Genomic DNA, 17,279 nt, shown 5'->3' with positions numbered 1-17,279 from the left:
CCGGCGGCGCTGCTATTGGCCAGCCTGCAACAGCGGCTGAACGGTCCACAACTGCGGGTACTCGACCTGCAGCTGCAACCCGAAGAGAGCGTACTGGCGCTGGAGATACAACAGCCGGTGCATGCCCGCCTGCAATTGTTGTTCCACTTTGGCGACATCGACTGGCCAGGGCGCACCCTGCTGATCCACTACCGGCTGCAGGGCACGCCGCACGACAGCGGCCTGATCCGGCGCGCGCTTGGCACCCTGCTGCTGACGGCACTCGACGCCGGCCTCGGCAGCCACCTGCTGCAAAGGTTGGCCGCAGAGCTGGCTTTCCTCGACATCCAGCCGCAACACATCGTTGTCCACCTCGATCAACTGCCACCGTTTACCCGCTGGCAGGAACAGTCTTTCCCGGGCAAATCCCTCGCCCGTCACCTGCAACTGAAGTCCATCACCACCCCGCCTGACCACCTGCGCCTGACCCTGGGCTGGCACAAGCAAGGGTAATCCCCTATGTCATGCCGCTTTGCAAGGGCAAATGACTATGCTCTTATAGGCACACACCGCTAGACGGTGGCGGCGTTGGAGAGCGCCGCAAAAGAACAAGGCCACAGAGCCTCACAACACATTAGGAGAAAACAGTGCAATTGCTGCTTGCCTTGTCGCGTCTTATCGACGCGATCAACGCACGCATCGGTCAGGCTGCGTCTTGGCTTGTCCTGGTGGTCGTGCTTATCAGCGCGGGTAACGCTGTGGTGCGCAAACTGTTCAACATCAGTTCGAACGGCTTGCTGGAAATCCAGTGGTACCTGTTTTCTGCCATCTTCCTGCTGGCAGCCGCCTACACCCTGCAAAAGAACGAACACATCCGCATCGACCTGCTGGTCGGCAAGCTGTCCGAGCGCGGTCAGGCCGTGGTCGACATTGTCGGCACCCTGCTGTTCCTGATGCCGGTCTGCTACCTGCTGATCAGCTTCGGCTGGCCGATGTTCATCGACGCCTGGAACAGCGGCGAGATGTCGTCCGACGCTGGCGGCCTGGTGCGCTGGCCGGTGTTCCTGCTGATCCCGGTCGGTTTTGCGCTGCTGATGGCGCAAGGCCTGTCCGAGCTGATCAAGCGCGTTGCCTTCCTGCAGGGTCTGATTCCCAATCCGGCCATCAAGTCCAACGATCCGCACAAGGAGCCGGCATGAGTCTCGATCTGATGGCCCCGATCATGTTCGTGTCGCTGATCTTCTTCCTGCTGATCGGCTACCCGGTTGCCTTTGCCCTGTCCGCTGTCGGTCTGCTGTTCAGCTGGATCGGCATTCACTTCGATCTGTTGCGCCCCGAGCTGTTGCAGGCCCTGCCCAATCAGGTCTACGACATCATGCGCAACGACACGCTGCTGGCAATCCCGTTCTTCACCTTCATGGGGCTGATTCTGGAACGCTCCGGGCTGGCGGAAGATATGCTGGACACCATCGGCCAGCTGTTCGGCACCATGCGCGGCGGCATCGCCTACGCGGTGATCTTCGTCGGCGCGCTGCTGGCCGCCACCACCGGCGTGGTGGCTGCCTCGGTGATCTCGATGGGACTGATCTCGCTGCCGATCATGCTGCGCTACGGCTACGACACCCGCATCGCCACCGGCGTGATTGCCGCCTCCGGCACGCTGGCACAGATCATCCCGCCGTCGCTGGTGCTGATCGTGCTGGCGGACCAGCTGGGCACCTCGGTCGGTGACATGTACACCGGCGCCATGCTGCCCGGCCTCTTGCTGTGCGTGTTTTACGCAGTGTTCATCTTCATGGTGTCGATGGTGAAACCGCAGTGGGTACCGGCGCTGCCACCGGAAGCCCGCACCCTGCGCGGCGCGGCACTGGGCAAGCGCGTGGTGCTGGTGATGATCCCGCCGCTGCTGCTGATCTTCCTGGTACTGGGCACCATCTTCCTCGGTATTGCCACCCCGACCGAGGGCGGCGCCATGGGCGCGGTCGGCGCCATCATCCTGGCGATGATGAACCGCCGTCTGGACATGTCGCTGTTGAAACAGGCGATGGATTCCACCGTCAAGTTGTCCACCTTCGTGGTGTTCATCCTGATCGGCGCCCGTGTGTTCCGCATCGCCTTCCTCGGCGTTGACGGCGACAAATGGGTCGAGCACCTGCTCACCAGCCTGCCCGGCGGTGCTACCGGCTTCCTGATCACCGTCAACATCATGGTGTTCTTCCTCGCCTTCTTCCTCGACTTCTTCGAGATCGCCTTCATCCTGGTGCCGTTGCTGGCGCCGGTGGCACAGAGCCTGGACATCAACCTGGTGTGGTTCGGCGTCATCCTAGCGGTGAACATGCAGACCTCCTTCATGCACCCGCCGTTCGGCTTCGCGCTGTTCTACCTGCGCAGCGTGGCACCGAAGGAAGTGCGCAGCACGCAGATCTACTGGGGCGCGGTGCCTTACGTGGTGATGCAGCTGATCATGGTCGGCGCCCTGATCGCCTTCCCGGGGCTGGTTACCGGCTCGCTGCACGCCGAGGTGAAGACCAACGCCGACGATGCGGCGTCGATCATGCAACAGATGGAGACGGCACCAAGCAGCGACCTGCCGCAGGGTATCGAAATCCCGGCCAGCGAGACCTCCGCCGCCGAGAGCGACAGCCAGCAGTCGGACGCGCTGCTCAAGGAACTGACTGGCCAATAAGCGGCAAGCGAGGCATGATGCCAATGGCAACATGCCTCGCTCACCAAAGCGTAAGCGCATTACCAACAACATCCTCTGGCGGCACGTATCGCCCGGGACACACAGCAAGCACAACACAAAGGAGATCACGGTGGAAAGACGTTCGTTTCTGAAAAAAGCCGGCGCGGCCGGCCTGGTAGGCGCCGGGGTATCGGCACCGGTACTGGCTGCCGAAAGCCCGACCATCCGCTGGCGCCTCGCGTCCAGCTTCCCGAAAAGCCTGGATACCATCTACGGCGGCGCCGAGCAGCTGTCCAAGCGCGTGGCCGAGCTGACCGGCGGCAAGTTCCAGATCCGCAGCTTCCCTGGCGGCGAGATCGTGCCTGGCACCCAGGTGCTGGATGCGGTACAGAACGGTACCGTCGAGTGCGGCCACACTTGCGGCTACTACTATGTCGGCAAGAACAAGACCTTCGCCTTCGACACCACCATGCCGTTCGGCCTGACCTCGCGCCAGCAGAACGCCTGGCTGTACTACGGCGGCGGCATGAAGTTGCTGCGCGAATTCTACGCCAAGTACAACATCGTCAACTTCCCGGGCGGCAACACCGGCACCCAGATGGGTGGCTGGTTCCGCAAGGAAGTGAAGTCGCTGGCCGACCTCAAGGGCCTGAAGATGCGCATTCCGGGCTTCGGCGGCGAAATCATGGCCAAGCTGGGCGCGGTACCGCAGACCCTGGCCGGCGGCGACATCTACCCGGCGCTGGAAAAAGGTACCATCGACGCCACCGAATGGGTCGGCCCCTACGACGACGAGAAGCTCGGCTTCTACAAGGTGGCCCAGCACTACTACTACCCGGGCTTCTGGGAGCCGGGTCCCAACATCTCTTTCTACGTCTCCAAGAAAGAATGGGACAAGCTGCCGGCCGAATACAAGGCCGCCTTCGAAGCCGCCGCGGCCGAGGCCAACCTCAGCATGCAGGCCGAGTACGACGCCAAGAACCCGGTGGCCCTAGTCAGCCTGCTGCAAAAAGGCACCAAGCTGCACCAGTACCCGGCCGACGTGATGAAGGCAGCACAAAAGGCCGCCTTCGAACTGTACGAGCAGGAGGCCGCCAAGAATCCGGACTTCCGGAAGATCTATACCGAGTGGAAGAAATTCCGCACCCTGCAGCACGGCTGGTCCAACCTTGCCGAAAGCAAGATGGAAAACTTCATGTACGCCAACCGCGTCAAATAAGGCTGCCAGCTGCCGCAAAAACCGCGCGTCATGCGCGGTTTTTGCTTTTTGCAGTGGCGGCCGCTAGGCTGAAATGAGGCAACCACCGGGGTACCACCATCATGCGCCAAGCCATCCTGCTGTTCTGGCCATCCTTCATCATTGCCGCACTCGCCACCGGCCTGTTCTTCTCGATCTTCGACCCGCAGGAGCTGACCCTGCACGGTGCGCAGCTGTTTGCCGACAAGCTGTCCGCCTACTCGGTGTTTTTCCTGATCGCCTGGGGCTTTGGCGCGCTCAACACCAGCATCGTGCTGCTGCTGGAAAAATCCGCCCGCCAGATCAACGGCTTCCAGCCACCTCGGGTAGACCCCGACGCCTACCCCGAAGATCCGCCGCAGCTGCGGCCATGAGTCGCCACTCGCAGCACCGCGCCGGATGACGCAGTACGGCGCGCCACGCAGCGGCAACAGGGCATGACGCCCGTGCCCTGCCCCGCTACAATGGCGCGATGAACTCACCGCGCTTTGTCCACCTCCGCTTCCATTCCGAATTCTCCATCAGCGACGGCATCGTGCGCCTTGATGACGCCGTCAAGCGTGCCGTCAAGGATGGCATGCCGGCGCTGGGCATGTCGGACCTGATGAACATCTTCGGCATGGTCAAGTTTTACAAGACCTGCCGCAACAAGGGCATCAAGCCGATCGTGTCCTGCGACATCTGGCTGGAAAACGAGGACGATCGCGACAAGCCGTTCCGCCTGATGCTGATGGTGAAAAACCGCGCCGGCTACGGCCGCCTGTCCGAACTGCTGGCTGCCGCCTACACCGGCAACCAGTACCGCGGCCGCGCCGAGATCAAGCGCGAATGGCTGGAGCACGGCGACAACAGCAACCTGCTGTGCCTGTCCGGCGCCCATCTCGGCGATATCGGCGTGTCGTTCACCAACGGCAACCCCGACGAAGCCCGCGCCCGCGCCGAGTACTGGGCGCGCCTGTTCCCCGGCGGCTTCTACCTTGAGTTGCAGCGGCTGGACAACCAGCAGATCGAGAACATCGTGCAGTCCACGCTGTGGCTGGCCGGTGAAACCGGGCTGCCGGTGGTGGCCACCCACCCGATCCAGTTCATGGAGCCGGACGACTTCAAGGCGCACGAGGCGCGGGTATGCATCGCCGAGGGTTACACCCTGTCCGACAAGCGGCGGCCGAAGAGCTTTGCCGAATGCCAGTACTTCCTGTCGACCGACGAGATGCTGGCGCGCTTTGCCGACATTCCGGAGGCGCTGGCGAACAGCGTCGAGATCGCCCGACGCTGCAACATCAGCGTACAGCTGGGCAAGAACTACCTGCCGGACTTCCCGACGCCGGAAGGCATGACGCTGGACGACTATCTGGTGCACCTGTCGCGCGAAGGGCTGGAAACGCGGCTGGAAAAACTGTTCCCCGATCCGGAAGTCCGCGCCGCCCGGCGCCCGGAATACGACGCCCGCCTGGAAATCGAGTGCAAGACCATCATCGACATGGGCTTCCCCGGCTACTTCCTGATCGTGGCCGACTTCATCATCTGGGCCAAGAACAACGGCTGCCCGGTGGGGCCGGGCCGCGGCTCCGGTGCCGGCTCGCTGGTCGCCTACAGCCTCGGCATCACCGACATCGACCCGCTGGCCTACGCGCTGCTGTTCGAGCGCTTCCTCAACCCGGAACGGGTATCGATGCCCGACTTCGACATCGACTTCTGCCAGGACAACCGCTACCGCGTGATCGAGTACGTGCGCCAGGCCTACGGCGCCGAGGCGGTGTCGCAGATCGCCACCTTCGGCACCATGGCCGCCAAGGCGGTGGTGCGCGACGTTGGCCGCGTGCTGGACCTGCCCTACATGTTCTGCGACGGCGTGTCCAAGCTGATCCCGGCGGCGCCGGGCAAGCAGTACTCGCTGGACGACGCGGTGGAGATGGAGCCGGTGCTGAAGCAGCGGCTGGAAAACGAGGAAGAACTGCGCGAGCTGTGGGAGCTGGCGAAAAAGCTGGAAGGCATGACCCGCAACATCGGCATGCATGCCGGTGGTGTGCTGATCGCGCCAGGGAAGCTGACCGACTTCTGCCCGCTGTACCAGGCGGCCGGCGACGACACCGTGCCGGTATCGATGTACGACAAGGACGACGTGGAGCAGATCGGGCTGGTGAAGTTCGACTTCCTCGGCCTGCGCAACCTGACCATCATCGACCTGGCGGTGCGCTACATCAAGGCGCTGGACCCGAGCTTCACCACCGACATCAACCTGCTGGAATTCACCGACCCGGCCGCCTACAAGGTGCTGCAGCAGGCCAACACCACCGGCGTGTTCCAGCTTGAATCGGACGGCATGAAGCGGCTACTGGAAAAGCTGAAGCCGGACCGTTTCGAAGACATCATCGCGGTGCTGGCGCTGTACCGCCCCGGCCCGCTCGGCTCCGGCATGGTCGACGACTTCATCCTGCGCAAGGCCGGCAAACAGGAAGTCGACTACTACCACCCCGACCTGCAGGCCTGCCTCGATCCGACCTACGGCGTGATCGTGTACCAGGAACAGGTGATGCAGATCTCGCAGATCATCGGCGGCTACACCCTGGGTGGCGCCGACATGCTGCGCCGCGCGATGGGCAAGAAAAAGCCGGAAGAGATGGCCGAACACCGCGGCAAGATCGCCGAGGGTGCCAAGCTCAAGGGCTACGACCCGAAGCTGGCGGAAATGCTGTTCGACCTGATGGCCAAGTTTGCCGAGTACGGCTTCAACAAGTCGCACACCGCCGCCTACGCGGTGGTGTCGTACCAGACTGCCTGGCTGAAGGCGCACCACACCGCCGCCTTCATGGCCGCCACCATGTCGTCGGAACTGGACAACACCGACCAGCTGAAGATCTTTTACGACGACAGTATCGACGGCAAGAACGGCCTAAAATTCCTGCCGCCCGACGTCAACCACAGCTTCTACCGCTTCGTGCCGGTCGATCGCAAGCACATCCGCTACGCGCTGGGCGCGGTCAAGGGCACCGGTGAATCGGCGGTCGACCACATCGTAGCGGTGCGCAACGCCAGCGGGCCGTTTACCAGCCTGTTCGACTTCTGCCAGCGCACCGACAAGAAGCTGGTCAACAAGCGGGTGATCGAATCGCTGATCCGTGCCGGCGCCTTCGACAGCATCGACCCCAACCGCGCCAAGCTGTTCGCCAACGTCGGCCTGGCGATGACCGCCGCCGACCAGGAAGCGGCCAATGCCAACCAGGGCGGCCTGTTCGACATGTTCGACGACGACATCGCCCCCGGCGTGGAAATGGTGGACTGCAAGCCGTGGACGCCGGCGGTACAGCTGTCGGAAGAAAAAATCGCCATCGGCTACTACCTGTCCGGCCATCCGTTCACCGCCTACGAAAAAGAGGTCCGCGGTTTCATCAAGACACCACTGAACCGCCTCAGCCCCAAGCGCGAACCGCAGCTGCTGGCCGGCTTCGTCACCGGCATCCGCACCAAGGTCGGCAACCGCGGCAAGATGGCCTTCGTGCAGCTGGACGACGGCACCGCCAAGATCGAGGTCAGCCTGTTTGCCGAGGCAGTGGACGCCAACCGCACCCGACTGAAGGACGACGTGGTGCTGGTGGTGGAAGGCAAGGTCAGCGAGGACAAGTTCTCCGGCGGCCTGCGCATCATCGCCGACAACGTGTACGAGCTGGGCGAGGCGCGCAGCCGCTATGCGCGCAGCCTGGCGGTGCAGATGGACAAGCGCCACGACGTCACCACCCTGCGCAACATCCTGACGCCGTACCGCAGCGAGGACGCCGGCTGCCCGGTACGCATCAGCTACAACAACGGCCAAGCGCGCGGCGACCTGATGCTGCCGCCGGAGTGGGGCGTGCGCCTCGACGACGGCCTGCTGCTGACGCTGCAGGACTGGCTGGGCGAACAGACCGTCAAGGTCCTCTGGTAAACCGGCGCGTGCGGCCAAGGTTGGCCGCACGCCGTCACCAAGGAGCATGCCATGCTGCGTATTGCCACCTTGTTGCTGCTGTGCAGCCTGCCGGCGCTGGGCAACGACCTGTTCATCGGCACCGTCAGCCGCCACGACACGCAGCTGGTACTCACCCGCTGCGATGCAGCCAAAAACCGCTACCTGCTGGTCGATGCCGAGGGCAACCCTCAGCCGGTGCTGCCGGGCCTGCTCAATGCCGGCCTCGATCCGCAGCGGCCGACCTATCTCGCGCTGTTTGCCAAGTACGATGCGCGCCACGGCCGGGACTACCTGATCGTCAGCGCGGTCAAACACCTGGAGCAGGGGCGCAGCTGCCACCTGCCGGACTAAGCCGCCGGCGACGGCTGCCATTGCGGCCAACCTTGCCCCCTCATCTCATTCGTCTGTCACCGGAGCCGCCATGCCCACCACCGTCGTACCCGGCACCTACCGCCACTACAAGGACCAGCTGTACCAGGTCATCGATGTCGCCACCCACTCCGAAAGCGGCGAGCAGCTGGTGGTGTACCGCCCGTTGTACGGCGAAGGCAAGCTGTGGGTGCGGCCACTGGCGATGTTCTGTGAAACGGTCACCATCGACGGCCACAGCGTGCCGCGCTTCGCCCTGCTCAAGGCCGACTGATGCAGATCTACCGCACCGACCAGTTCCCGCTACCGCTGCCCGCCGGCCACCGCTTCCCGGCAGAGAAGTATGCGCTGCTGGCCAGCGCGGTCGAGGCCATCGCCACCGGACACATGGCCACCGCACCCGCGGCGACGCCAGCGGAGCTGGCACTGGCCCACGATACGGACTACATCCAGGCCATGTTCGACGGCAGCATCGCCCCGGTGATCATGCGCGAAATCGGCCTGCCGTGGAGCGCGGCGCTGGTCGAGCGTAGCGCCCGCTCCACCGGCGCCACCCTGGCCGCGGCGCGTTCGGCGCTGCTGCACGGCCACGGCATCAATCTGGCCGGCGGCACCCATCACGCCAACCGCCAGCAGGGCAGCGGCTTTTGCGTGTTCAACGATGTCGCGGTCGCCATCCGTGTGCTGCAGCAGGAAGGCCGCATCCGCCGCGCGGCGGTGATCGATCTTGACGTGCACCAGGGCAACGGCACCGCCGCCATCTTCGCCGGCGACGCCTCGGTGTTCACGCTGTCGCTGCACGGCGCCAAAAACTTTCCGTTCCGCCGCAGCCCGTCGACGCTGGATATTGACCTTGCCGACGACTGCGGCGACGCGGCCTACCTCGCGGCACTGACGCCGGCGCTGGCGCAGCTTGCGGCCAACTTTGCACCGGACATCGTGTTCTACCTTGCCGGCGCCGACCCATACCAGGGCGACCGCCTCGGACGACTGCAGCTGAGCATGGCCGGACTGCAGGCGCGCGATGCGCAGGTACTGGCGCTGTGCGAGGCGCGACAGTGGCCGCTGGCGGTGGTGATGGCGGGCGGCTACGCAGAACCGATCAGCGACACCGTCGCCATCCACCTCAATACCGTGCGCGCGGTACTGGCCTGCCAGCAGCAGTAGCGCCGGCGCTAAACCACATGGCGAACGGCCCTGGCAAACGCCTCCCAGCTGCTGGCCTTACCACGTGACACACGACAAGGAAAGGCGAGCCGAGCGTGCTAAGATAGCGCGCAGTTTTACGGGGCCGCCGTCTAGCGTCGGCCAAATGCCGCGCCCGGTCTTGCCGCTCATGCCCCCCGGACAAGGTTGGCCGCAAGCAGTGGCAGAGAAATCGGCGGCGCGGGATTGAGATTCCTGCCGTCAGCCCCACCTGCATTGCACTTATTTCAAAACCGGCACCACGGTGCCACCATCAGACAGGACACCTCATGGCCATCATCGTTAACGGCGTTGAAATTACCGACGCAATGGTACAAGCCGAGCTGGAAAACCACGCCGATACGCCTAGCCCGCGCGACGCCGCGATCCAGCAACTGGTATTGCACCAGCTGCTGCTGCAAAAGGCACAGGAAAGCGGCTTTGATACCGCCAACGAAGGTCAGGCCATCGGCGCCCTGCTCGACAAGGAACTGCAATTCGTTCCGGCCGACGAAGCCGCCTGCATCGCCTACTACGAAGCCAACCAGCAGCAATTCAAGCAAGGCGACAGCGCCAAGGCCAGCCACATCCTGTTCCCGCTGGGTAGCGGCGACGAGCTGTCCGCCACCCTGGCCCGCGCCAAGGCGGAAGGCGTGCTGGCTGAAGTACAGGCCAACCCGTCGCGCTTTGCCGATCTGGCACGCGAGCACTCCACCTGCCCGTCCGGCAAGCAGGGCGGCGATCTCGGCCAATTCGGCCACGGCCAGATGGTGCCGGAATTCGAACAGGCGGTATTCGGCACCGACGCCGGCCAGATCACCCCGAACCTGGTGCAAACCCAGTTCGGCTACCACATCATCCAGGTCAACCAGCGTAGCGAAGGTGGCCAGATCGCCTTTGAAGACATCAAGGATCGCCTGGGGCAATACCTGAACGAAATGGCTGGCCGTCAGGCGATGCACGACTACCTGACCAAGCTGGTCAGCGCCGCCAAGATCGAAGGCTACACCATGCCAGGCCTGAACTAAGCAGCGTCATCCGAACGTGAATGCCCCCGTTACGGCGCTTGCCGTAACGGGGGCATTTTTCTGTGTCATCGCGGCAAGCCTAACACGCTTCCCAAACCCCTTGCCGCACCCGGCCAGCACCGCTAACGGCGGCAGACCATGTTGCGCCCCTTGCGCTTGGCGCTCAGTAACGCCCGGTCGGCACGCAATAGCACCTCATCGAAGTTTTCACCCGGCTGGTGCACGGTCAGGCCGATACTGACCGTGGTTGACAAGTCCTGCTCGCCGGAACTGACCGTCAAGCGTTGCACCGCCTGGTGCAGCTGCACGATGACGTCGTTGGCGGCAGCCATGTCGGCGTTGCCGAGCACCAGCAGGAACTCCTCCCCGCCCCAGCGCCCGCACAGGTCGTAATCGGATAACGGCGCCGACAGGCTGCGCGCAATGGCCATCAGCACCCGGTCACCGATATCGTGACCGTGCAGATCGTTGAACTGCTTGAAGTGATCGACATCCACCATCGCCAGCGCGTAACTGCCGCCGCGACGATCGATACTCTTCAGGAAATCGAGCAGGCCGCGACGGTTCGCCAGCCCGGTCAGCGGATCCAGCCGCGCCTGCATCGCCAGCTGCGCTTCGTGCTCTTTCTCCAGGGTAATGTCGCGGTGGGCGCCCAGAATGCGCAGCGGCTGGCCGGCGTCATCCCGCTCCACCACCCGGCCACGATCCCATAGCCAGCACACGCTACCATCCGGGGTCAAGGTGCGGTACACCGCCTCGTAGCAGGGGGTCTTGCCGGCAAGGTGCGCGTAGTAGTTATCCAGTACCGCCTGCTTGTCGTGCGGATGCAGTTTGGCCAGCCAGAGGCCGAAGTGCGGCGCCATGTCGCCGATCTCGAAATTCTGGTAGTTGAATACGGTCAAATCGCCGCTTTGCGGACGCCCCTGCCAGATACAGATGCCGGTGCCATCCAGCGCCGCATCCAGCTTTTCCTTGAGGTGGGCAACTTCAGCCAGTGCCGCAGCCAGCTGCGCTTGCAGCTGCTGCATCTGGTCGGCGGGGGGCGTTGAGCCATCCGTCATTCATCTTCCCTTAGCAGAAACAGTACGATTGCCTGATAGCCGCGGTAACGAGCAACGATCATGCCACGCTACGATACCGCCATTTACTTACAGTAAACCGAGATCGAACCGGCAAGCAGCACAAATTCCATACTTTGAAACAAAAAATTACATATGAATTGAAAGATTCGACAAAAAAAGACGCCCTTACCACTCAACAAGAATGAAACTGCTTAGCACTCTTCTTGGCGACAACAAAAACAAGGCCAGCACAAGCAATCAGGCCATTTTGAAACGATCGTTTCATGGTAAATTATAAGCAGCCTGGCAGCCCAACGTCGCTGCCGCGCAGGGCAAACAACACATCAACTAGCCGGCCACCATAGAGTGCCGCTCACTTTCACAAGGAGTCCACATGTCCGATCTGAAGACCCAGTTTGAACAAGCACAGAAAGATGTCACCACCCTGGCCGAACGCCCGGACAACCAGACCATGCTGCAGCTGTACTCCCTGTTCAAGCAAGCCACTGCCGGCGATGTCACCGGCGAACGCCCGGGCATGATGGATTTCATCAACCGTGCCAAGTACGACTCGTGGGAAAAGCTGAAGGGCCAAAGCGCCGAGGAAGCGATGCAGAACTACATCAATGTCGTTAAATCGCTGATGGCCTGATACACCGCCAGCTCTCGCGCCGCACGACAAACTGTGGCCGCAGCCAGCACAAAGCCAACAAGGCCGGTCATGGGCTAACCATGACCGGCCTTGTCCGCTTTTACCGCATATCGCCAACGCCCAGATCCGTTTTGCCCGCCAAATGCGGACAGTCCGTCCCTCCCCCATGCCCTGCCACAGAAAATACGCGGCGAAAGCGTTGCCAAGCTTGTTCTTTTCAGGGGCTGGTAGCACAATTCGGCACTAACTTTTTCCGCTTTTAGACAGTGTCCGTGATGGGCACTGCTTTGTGTATTGGACTCTTGGTGAAACAGAACTTCCTCTCTCGCATTCAGGACAAGTCTGCCGTGATCGGCATCGTCGGACTGGGTTATGTCGGCTTGCCGCTCATGCTGCGCTTTGCCGAAGTCGGCTACAAGGTCCTCGGCTTTGACATTGACAAGAACAAGGTCGACAGCCTGCAGCAAGGGAAAAGCTATATCGAGCATATCAGTGCCGACAGCATCCAGCTGGCACGCGAGCGCGGTTTCGAGGCCACCACCGATTTCAGCCGCGCCCCGGAAGCCGACGCGCTGATCCTGTGTGTGCCGACGCCACTGAACAAGTACCGCGAGCCGGACCTGTCCTTCGTCCTCAACACCATCGACAGCCTGGTGCCTTATCTGCGCGAAGGCCACTTGGTGTCGCTGGAATCGACCACCTACCCGGGCACCACCGACGAAGAGCTGCTGCCGCGCATCGAATCGCGCGGTTTCAAGATTGGCGAGAATGCGTTCCTGGTGTTCTCCCCGGAGCGTGAAGATCCGGGCAATCCCGACTTCACCACCCGCACCATTCCCAAGGTGTGCGGCGGCGTGACTGAAGCCTGCCAGGAAGTTGGCGTGGCGCTGTACAGCGCGGTGATCGACAAGGTGGTGCCGGTGTCGTCCACCCGCGCCGCGGAGATGACCAAGCTGCTGGAAAACATCCACCGTGCGGTCAATATCGGCCTGGTCAACGAGATGAAGATCGTTGCCGACAAGATGGGCATCGACATCCACGAAGTGATCCGCGCCGCCGCCACCAAGCCGTTCGGCTTCGTGCCCTACTACCCCGGCCCGGGTCTGGGTGGCCACTGCATCCCGATCGACCCGTTCTACCTGACCTGGAAGGCGCGCGAGTACGGTGTGCACACCCGCTTCATCGAGCTGGCTGGCGAAGTGAACTCGTCGATGCCGGATTACGTGATCAGCAAGATCGCCGCGGCGCTGAACCAGCGCAAGAAAGCCATCAACGGCAGCAAGATCCTGGTGCTGGGCATCGCCTACAAGAAGAACGTGGACGACATGCGCGAAAGCCCGTCGGTGTTCCTGATGGAAAAACTGCGCGATCTGGGCGCCGAGATCAGCTACAGCGACCCGCACGTGCCGGTGTTCCCGAAGATGCGCGAGCACCACTTCGAGTTGTCCAGCGTGCCGCTGAGCGCCGAAACGTTGGCCGCATACGACTGCATCCTGCTGGCCACCGATCACGACCGTTTCGACTACGAGCTGATCAGCAAGCATGGCGACCTGATCGTCGACAGCCGTGGCAAGTACCTGCAAGCAGCAGCCAATGTGGTCAAGGCGTAAGCCACCAAATTGAAGCGCGGCTTGCTCCTTGTTGCAGCCTTCCGGCCACAAGAAGCTGGCAATAAAATAAAAGCAGGGCGTAACGGTCAGTTACGCCCTGCTTTTATGATTGGCAATATCTCGAATATTTTACGATAGCCGGCACTGGCAGACGAATAAAAGCCGCCAGCTGTTTATGGAATCGTCACCGGCGTGGCACTGACATTACTGATGCGGGTCGACAGCACGATATTCTGCGACTGGTTTTTATTGTCCGTCCACGTGACCGTCACGCCGACATCCTTGTAAGCCAAACCGCCACTGGCGGTAGCAACCGACCAGCTGCGCTGGTAATTGGCGCTACTGCCGCTGGAGCTGGCGGCAGTAACCGTATCCGTTGCCGACACCAGAGTGGCGTAACTTTGCCCCCTTAACTCTTCCAGCTTCTTCTCCGCCAGCACCACCGCCTCGCTGCGCTGCTTGGACAGGGTATTGGCGTTCAGTATCGCGCCATACATGCTGCCGATGGCGAGCAGGCCACTGGCCAGCACGATGATGGTGATCAGCATCTCCAGCAAGCTGAAGCCAGTTTGGTGACCAACACGGGTCATCAGAAGTCTCTCCATGATGCGGCCAACTTGGCAAAAGTTTGCGCAGTACTGGTAGTCGTGGTTGGAGGCAGGGTAATGACCCCTGTACCACTACTTACCGACCAGCCAGTAAATTCCGCATTTGCATTTAGTTTTGTAATGGTGCCATCCGCAACCATGCTGCCATGAATTTCAACGCCACCCCAGCCATTATCAACACAGGCATTGGCAAAATAAACAAGACCATAAATTGCCACATTGCCATTGATTGTCGGGCAACCTGCACCAGTATCAAAAATCAAAATCACCGGATTGCTTGCTGTACCTATACTGGTATGCCACGGATTTGGCGGCTGCAACGCAGCATCGTAATAATATATCTTCTCGAAATCAGCCGCCGCTTTCATTTGTGCCTTGGTGGTGTTAGGAAAAACAAAGCTCCATGCATCACCAGTGAATGCACCATAGCTTATGGTCCCGCCATTTAAATCCAAGTGCCCGATTTGAATATCGTTGGAATTAGTAGACGATGTCGCAATGGCGACACCACCAATCGTGCTTGGATACACATCCGGAGTCCCTACAACATCCAATAACTTGCCGTTAATCACGATCGGTGCCACCGTGGCAATATTCAGCGTATTCGGTGTAGTCGTGGTCACCGTGGTCGTGCCAAGGCGGATACGCTGGCGGATGATGGCATTGGCATCCCCGCTGGCGGCCGCACTCACCTCCAGAATCGTCGGCGTTGCAGAATTGCGCCACAGCGACACCGCTACCGTATAACCACCGATAGTCTGGCTGCTGACCGAAGACGGGAACGATGCCGCCGTCGCTTTCTGGTTGGTACCGGCCGGGCCGGTGGCATCAGTAGTCCACGCCAGACTGCTGGTATTGCTGCTGTTGACCAGCCACGCCATCGAGTGCTCCACGCTACCGCGGGCCGCTTCCATCGCCTTCGACTGGTACAGCTGGTTGTTGCCGGTCTTGATCTCGAACAGCATGCCGGAGCTGGTATAAAACACCATCAGGCTGGCAAGAAACAGCACCACCAGCGACATGGTCAGCGTGGCCATGCCTTGCTGCCGCCGTAATGCGAGAATCATGATTGCGTTGCGCATAGTGCAGCCCTCAATTGAAGGTAAGCGGGCCATTTTCCAGCTTGACCGTTTCCGTCAGCGTCTGCCTGACCTCGCTGGCATTTTTCAGCTCGCCCACCAGAGTGATGGCGATGGTGCCGGAGGCGCTACTGGGCACAAAGCTCAGGGCACTGATATTGGTGACATTATCATCGGTCACCGCCTCCCAGACATTGTTGGCCCCCGGGGTGCAGCTGTAACTCGAACCACTGCTGCGCATGTACACCGCGCCGCTCGCCCGCAAAAAGCCGTACTGCACATCGCTGGGCACCGTTGCCGATGCCGTGGCATTGCGGTCATAGCTATACAGCACGCAGCCGGCGGTCGAAGTGGTCATAGTCTGGAACGGGTTGGTGCTGGACGCGGTGCTGGCCCAGTACCCGGCACGCCGCAGCTCGCGGCTCATCAGCATCATGGTGGCGCGCATTTCCTGGTTCAGGCGGATCGCCTTCAGCGTGTCGCTATTGCTGCGAATGTTGTTGATCAGGAAGGTGGTCAGCCCCAGCATCAGTACCAGGCCAATGACCAGTGCCACCATCAGCTCGATCAGGGTGAAGCCGCGCTGCCGAGTAGGTTTCAACATGCCGGATAGGTCCCCGTTAGCCCGACGCCCGCCGGCGCGCAGACACTGATGCGGCCAAGCAGCGCCAGGTTCACCTGTGCCTGCTTGCCCAGCGCCGACTCCATGATCACGTGACCGGTACCCAGTGCCACGCCGCGCACCGGGTCGAATCCGGTCTTGTTGCCGCTGAAACTGATCCCCGCCGAAGCCGGGATCGACACCTTCTGGAAGTCCAGGTAATCCACCCGTTTCAGCGCGCAATAACCGGTACTGGAACTGGCCACCACCGAACAGTCACAAGCCGTCGCCCCCAATACCATGCCGTAGCACCAGCTGGCACCACTGCTGAAGCTGATCTGCACATTCTGGTTGTTGCGGATGGCTTCCGAGCGCGCATACTGCATGTCGCCATAAATGGCATCGGCCACCGCCACCAGGCGGCGCTTGTCGATCTGCTCATTCAGCACCGGCACCGCCATCACCATCAGGATGCCGGTGATGGCCAGCACCACCACCAGCTCGATCAGGGTAAAGCCCCGGCCAACACCTGCTGCCGTACAAGCCGGACGCTTCATGTCACTTGCTCCAGCACGCGCTAGGCGTGGTGGTAATGCTGCCTGCCGCTTGCTGCAGCTGGATCGCGGTGCAGTCGGAATCCGAGGCCTGCGATTTGCCGGACACCGCCGTTGCCGTCACCACATAGCCGGTGGCGGTGGCGCTGCTGACGGCAATGGTGTAGTAGCCGCTCTCGGTCGTCGCCGGCATGCCAATTTGGGCCAGCGTGCCATATGTGGTGTTGTTGCCGCGATACTTCTCCTGCGCAAACTGGACCGCGCGAATCGCCACCGTCGCATCGGTACGCCGGCTTTTCTGGATGTAGCCGGAATAGGCCGGCATGGCAATCGCCGCCAGGATGCCGACGACCGCCACCACCAGCAGCAATTCAATCAGGGTAAAACCTTTGCTTGTCGTCATCGATTTTTTTATAAACGTCATAAATTACGTTCAATTCCGGTTGAATGCGAAGCATCACGCCGCAACAAGCCATAGCGGCAATTGAAATTTCTATAAAACAGCTTTAAAAACAATGCGCTCACTGCAGCAGTGTAATGAATTTTGCCAGCTTGAGCGTAAAACAGCAGCAAAAATGCGTGGCCACCGCCGAAAACCGGCCACCAAGGCGTAGCTTCATCCACAGCGCGCAGCGGGTTTATCGGCAACAGCCGGCCCGGAATCCGCCCTCGCCCCTTGCCGCCGCT

General features: G+C 61.6%; 19 protein-coding genes. 12 read left to right on the top strand and 7 right to left on the bottom strand.

Going from position 1 to position 17,279, the window contains the following annotated elements; genetic code table 11:
- Positions 1–15 precede the first annotated feature (15 nt).
- The 10 genes from C8E02_RS12830 to C8E02_RS12785 all read left to right on the top strand — a co-directional run bounded on the left by C8E02_RS12830 (position 16) and on the right by C8E02_RS12785 (position 10,427).
- A complete protein-coding gene (locus C8E02_RS12830) occupies positions 16–492 on the top strand; it encodes a hypothetical protein (RefSeq protein ID WP_120811245.1) in 477 nt (158 codons plus the stop codon).
- A 134-nt stretch (positions 493–626) separates the two neighbouring features.
- Positions 627–1,178 (top strand): TRAP transporter small permease subunit, encoded by a 552-nt coding sequence (locus tag C8E02_RS12825; protein ID WP_120811243.1) that lies wholly within the window; start codon positions 627–629, stop codon positions 1,176–1,178.
- Positions 1,175–2,665: a TRAP transporter large permease gene (locus tag C8E02_RS12820; RefSeq protein ID WP_047966019.1), complete on the top strand. Its 1,491-nt coding sequence runs from the start codon at positions 1,175–1,177 to the stop codon at positions 2,663–2,665. The genes C8E02_RS12825 and C8E02_RS12820 overlap by 4 nt, the downstream gene beginning before the upstream one ends.
- 130 nt (positions 2,666–2,795) lie before the next feature.
- Positions 2,796–3,884 (top strand): TRAP transporter substrate-binding protein, encoded by a 1,089-nt coding sequence (locus C8E02_RS12815; RefSeq protein WP_047966094.1) that lies wholly within the window; start codon positions 2,796–2,798, stop codon positions 3,882–3,884.
- A 101-nt stretch (positions 3,885–3,985) separates the two neighbouring features.
- Complete coding sequence (locus tag C8E02_RS12810; protein ID WP_047966018.1) at positions 3,986–4,276, top strand: hypothetical protein; 291 nt, start codon at positions 3,986–3,988, stop codon at positions 4,274–4,276.
- 98 nt (positions 4,277–4,374) lie between these two features.
- Positions 4,375–7,824 carry a DNA polymerase III subunit alpha gene (dnaE, locus tag C8E02_RS12805; RefSeq protein ID WP_120811241.1) on the top strand — a complete coding sequence of 1,150 codons (3,450 nt, stop codon included), beginning with the start codon at positions 4,375–4,377 and terminating at the stop codon, positions 7,822–7,824.
- Positions 7,825–7,875: 51 nt separating this feature from the next.
- On the top strand, positions 7,876–8,196 hold the full coding sequence (locus tag C8E02_RS12800) for a hypothetical protein (protein ID WP_120811239.1): 321 nt from the start codon (positions 7,876–7,878) through the stop codon (positions 8,194–8,196).
- A 70-nt stretch (positions 8,197–8,266) separates the two neighbouring features.
- Positions 8,267–8,488, top strand: a complete 222-nt coding sequence (locus C8E02_RS12795) for a DUF1653 domain-containing protein (protein ID WP_120811237.1) — start codon at positions 8,267–8,269, stop codon at positions 8,486–8,488.
- Positions 8,488–9,381, top strand: coding sequence for a histone deacetylase family protein (locus C8E02_RS12790; RefSeq protein WP_120811235.1), 894 nt, complete (start codon positions 8,488–8,490; stop codon positions 9,379–9,381). The genes C8E02_RS12795 and C8E02_RS12790 overlap by 1 nt, the downstream gene beginning before the upstream one ends.
- A gap of 308 nt (positions 9,382–9,689) precedes the next feature.
- Complete coding sequence (locus C8E02_RS12785) at positions 9,690–10,427, top strand: peptidylprolyl isomerase (RefSeq protein WP_120811233.1); 738 nt, start codon at positions 9,690–9,692, stop codon at positions 10,425–10,427.
- A gap of 122 nt (positions 10,428–10,549) precedes the next feature.
- Here C8E02_RS12785 and C8E02_RS12780 read toward each other — a convergent pair whose 3' ends face one another.
- Positions 10,550–11,488 (bottom strand): diguanylate cyclase domain-containing protein, encoded by a 939-nt coding sequence (locus C8E02_RS12780; RefSeq protein ID WP_120811231.1) that lies wholly within the window; start codon positions 11,486–11,488, stop codon positions 10,550–10,552.
- Positions 11,489–11,882: 394 nt separating this feature from the next.
- On the opposite strand from C8E02_RS12780, the gene C8E02_RS12775 reads away from it, so the two are divergent.
- A complete protein-coding gene (locus tag C8E02_RS12775) occupies positions 11,883–12,140 on the top strand; it encodes an acyl-CoA-binding protein (protein ID WP_047966011.1) in 258 nt (85 codons plus the stop codon).
- A 275-nt stretch (positions 12,141–12,415) separates the two neighbouring features.
- Positions 12,416–13,750: a nucleotide sugar dehydrogenase gene (locus tag C8E02_RS12770; RefSeq protein ID WP_047966010.1), complete on the top strand. Its 1,335-nt coding sequence runs from the start codon at positions 12,416–12,418 to the stop codon at positions 13,748–13,750.
- 173 nt (positions 13,751–13,923) lie between these two features.
- On the opposite strand, the gene C8E02_RS12765 is transcribed toward C8E02_RS12770, so the two are convergent.
- From C8E02_RS12765 to C8E02_RS17265, 6 genes are read right to left on the bottom strand one after another with little or no spacing between them, the layout of a single operon-like run.
- Positions 13,924–14,340 (bottom strand): type IV pilus modification PilV family protein, encoded by a 417-nt coding sequence (locus C8E02_RS12765; RefSeq protein WP_170152161.1) that lies wholly within the window; start codon positions 14,338–14,340, stop codon positions 13,924–13,926.
- Positions 14,340–15,440, bottom strand: coding sequence for a pilus assembly PilX family protein (locus C8E02_RS12760; RefSeq protein WP_120811227.1), 1,101 nt, complete (start codon positions 15,438–15,440; stop codon positions 14,340–14,342). The genes C8E02_RS12765 and C8E02_RS12760 overlap by 1 nt, the downstream gene beginning before the upstream one ends.
- 10 nt (positions 15,441–15,450) lie before the next feature.
- Entirely contained in the window at positions 15,451–16,041 is a 591-nt protein-coding gene (locus tag C8E02_RS12755) for a PilW family protein (protein WP_120811225.1), read from the bottom strand.
- Complete coding sequence (locus C8E02_RS12750; RefSeq protein WP_120811386.1) at positions 16,035–16,595, bottom strand: GspH/FimT family pseudopilin; 561 nt, start codon at positions 16,593–16,595, stop codon at positions 16,035–16,037. The genes C8E02_RS12755 and C8E02_RS12750 overlap by 7 nt, the downstream gene beginning before the upstream one ends.
- A 1-nt stretch (position 16,596) precedes the next feature.
- A complete protein-coding gene (locus C8E02_RS12745) occupies positions 16,597–16,995 on the bottom strand; it encodes a type IV pilin protein (protein WP_120811223.1) in 399 nt (132 codons plus the stop codon).
- 17 nt (positions 16,996–17,012) lie between these two features.
- The gene (locus C8E02_RS17265) at positions 17,013–17,216 is read right to left on the bottom strand and encodes a hypothetical protein (protein WP_147424496.1); all 204 of its coding nucleotides are present in this window, start codon (positions 17,214–17,216) and stop codon (positions 17,013–17,015) included.
- Positions 17,217–17,279 lie beyond the last annotated feature (63 nt).

The organism is Vogesella indigofera, from assembly GCF_003633895.1.
Taxonomy (GTDB): domain Bacteria; phylum Pseudomonadota; class Gammaproteobacteria; order Burkholderiales; family Chromobacteriaceae; genus Vogesella; species Vogesella indigofera.
Note: the sequence above shows the minus strand (reverse complement) of the source record. Positions and strands in the feature narration are given on the sequence as shown.

Coding starts and splice junctions, on each gene's coding strand:
- C8E02_RS12820 (WP_047966019.1), top strand. CDS start 1,175: ATGAGTCTCGATCTGATGGCCCCGATCATGTTCGTGTCGCTGATCTTC.
- dnaE (WP_120811241.1), top strand. CDS start 4,375: ATGAACTCACCGCGCTTTGTCCACCTCCGCTTCCATTCCGAATTCTCC.
- C8E02_RS12745 (WP_120811223.1), bottom strand. CDS start 16,995: ATGACGACAAGCAAAGGTTTTACCCTGATTGAATTGCTGCTGGTGGTG.
- C8E02_RS12800 (WP_120811239.1), top strand. CDS start 7,876: ATGCTGCGTATTGCCACCTTGTTGCTGCTGTGCAGCCTGCCGGCGCTG.
- C8E02_RS12760 (WP_120811227.1), bottom strand. CDS start 15,440: ATGCGCAACGCAATCATGATTCTCGCATTACGGCGGCAGCAAGGCATG.
- C8E02_RS12765 (WP_170152161.1), bottom strand. CDS start 14,340: ATGACCCGTGTTGGTCACCAAACTGGCTTCAGCTTGCTGGAGATGCTG.
- C8E02_RS12785 (WP_120811233.1), top strand. CDS start 9,690: ATGGCCATCATCGTTAACGGCGTTGAAATTACCGACGCAATGGTACAA.
- C8E02_RS12790 (WP_120811235.1), top strand. CDS start 8,488: ATGCAGATCTACCGCACCGACCAGTTCCCGCTACCGCTGCCCGCCGGC.
- C8E02_RS12755 (WP_120811225.1), bottom strand. CDS start 16,041: ATGTTGAAACCTACTCGGCAGCGCGGCTTCACCCTGATCGAGCTGATG.
- C8E02_RS12795 (WP_120811237.1), top strand. CDS start 8,267: ATGCCCACCACCGTCGTACCCGGCACCTACCGCCACTACAAGGACCAG.
- C8E02_RS12780 (WP_120811231.1), bottom strand. CDS start 11,488: ATGACGGATGGCTCAACGCCCCCCGCCGACCAGATGCAGCAGCTGCAA.
- C8E02_RS12810 (WP_047966018.1), top strand. CDS start 3,986: ATGCGCCAAGCCATCCTGCTGTTCTGGCCATCCTTCATCATTGCCGCA.
- C8E02_RS12775 (WP_047966011.1), top strand. CDS start 11,883: ATGTCCGATCTGAAGACCCAGTTTGAACAAGCACAGAAAGATGTCACC.
- C8E02_RS12770 (WP_047966010.1), top strand. CDS start 12,416: ATGGGCACTGCTTTGTGTATTGGACTCTTGGTGAAACAGAACTTCCTC.
- C8E02_RS12750 (WP_120811386.1), bottom strand. CDS start 16,595: ATGAAGCGTCCGGCTTGTACGGCAGCAGGTGTTGGCCGGGGCTTTACC.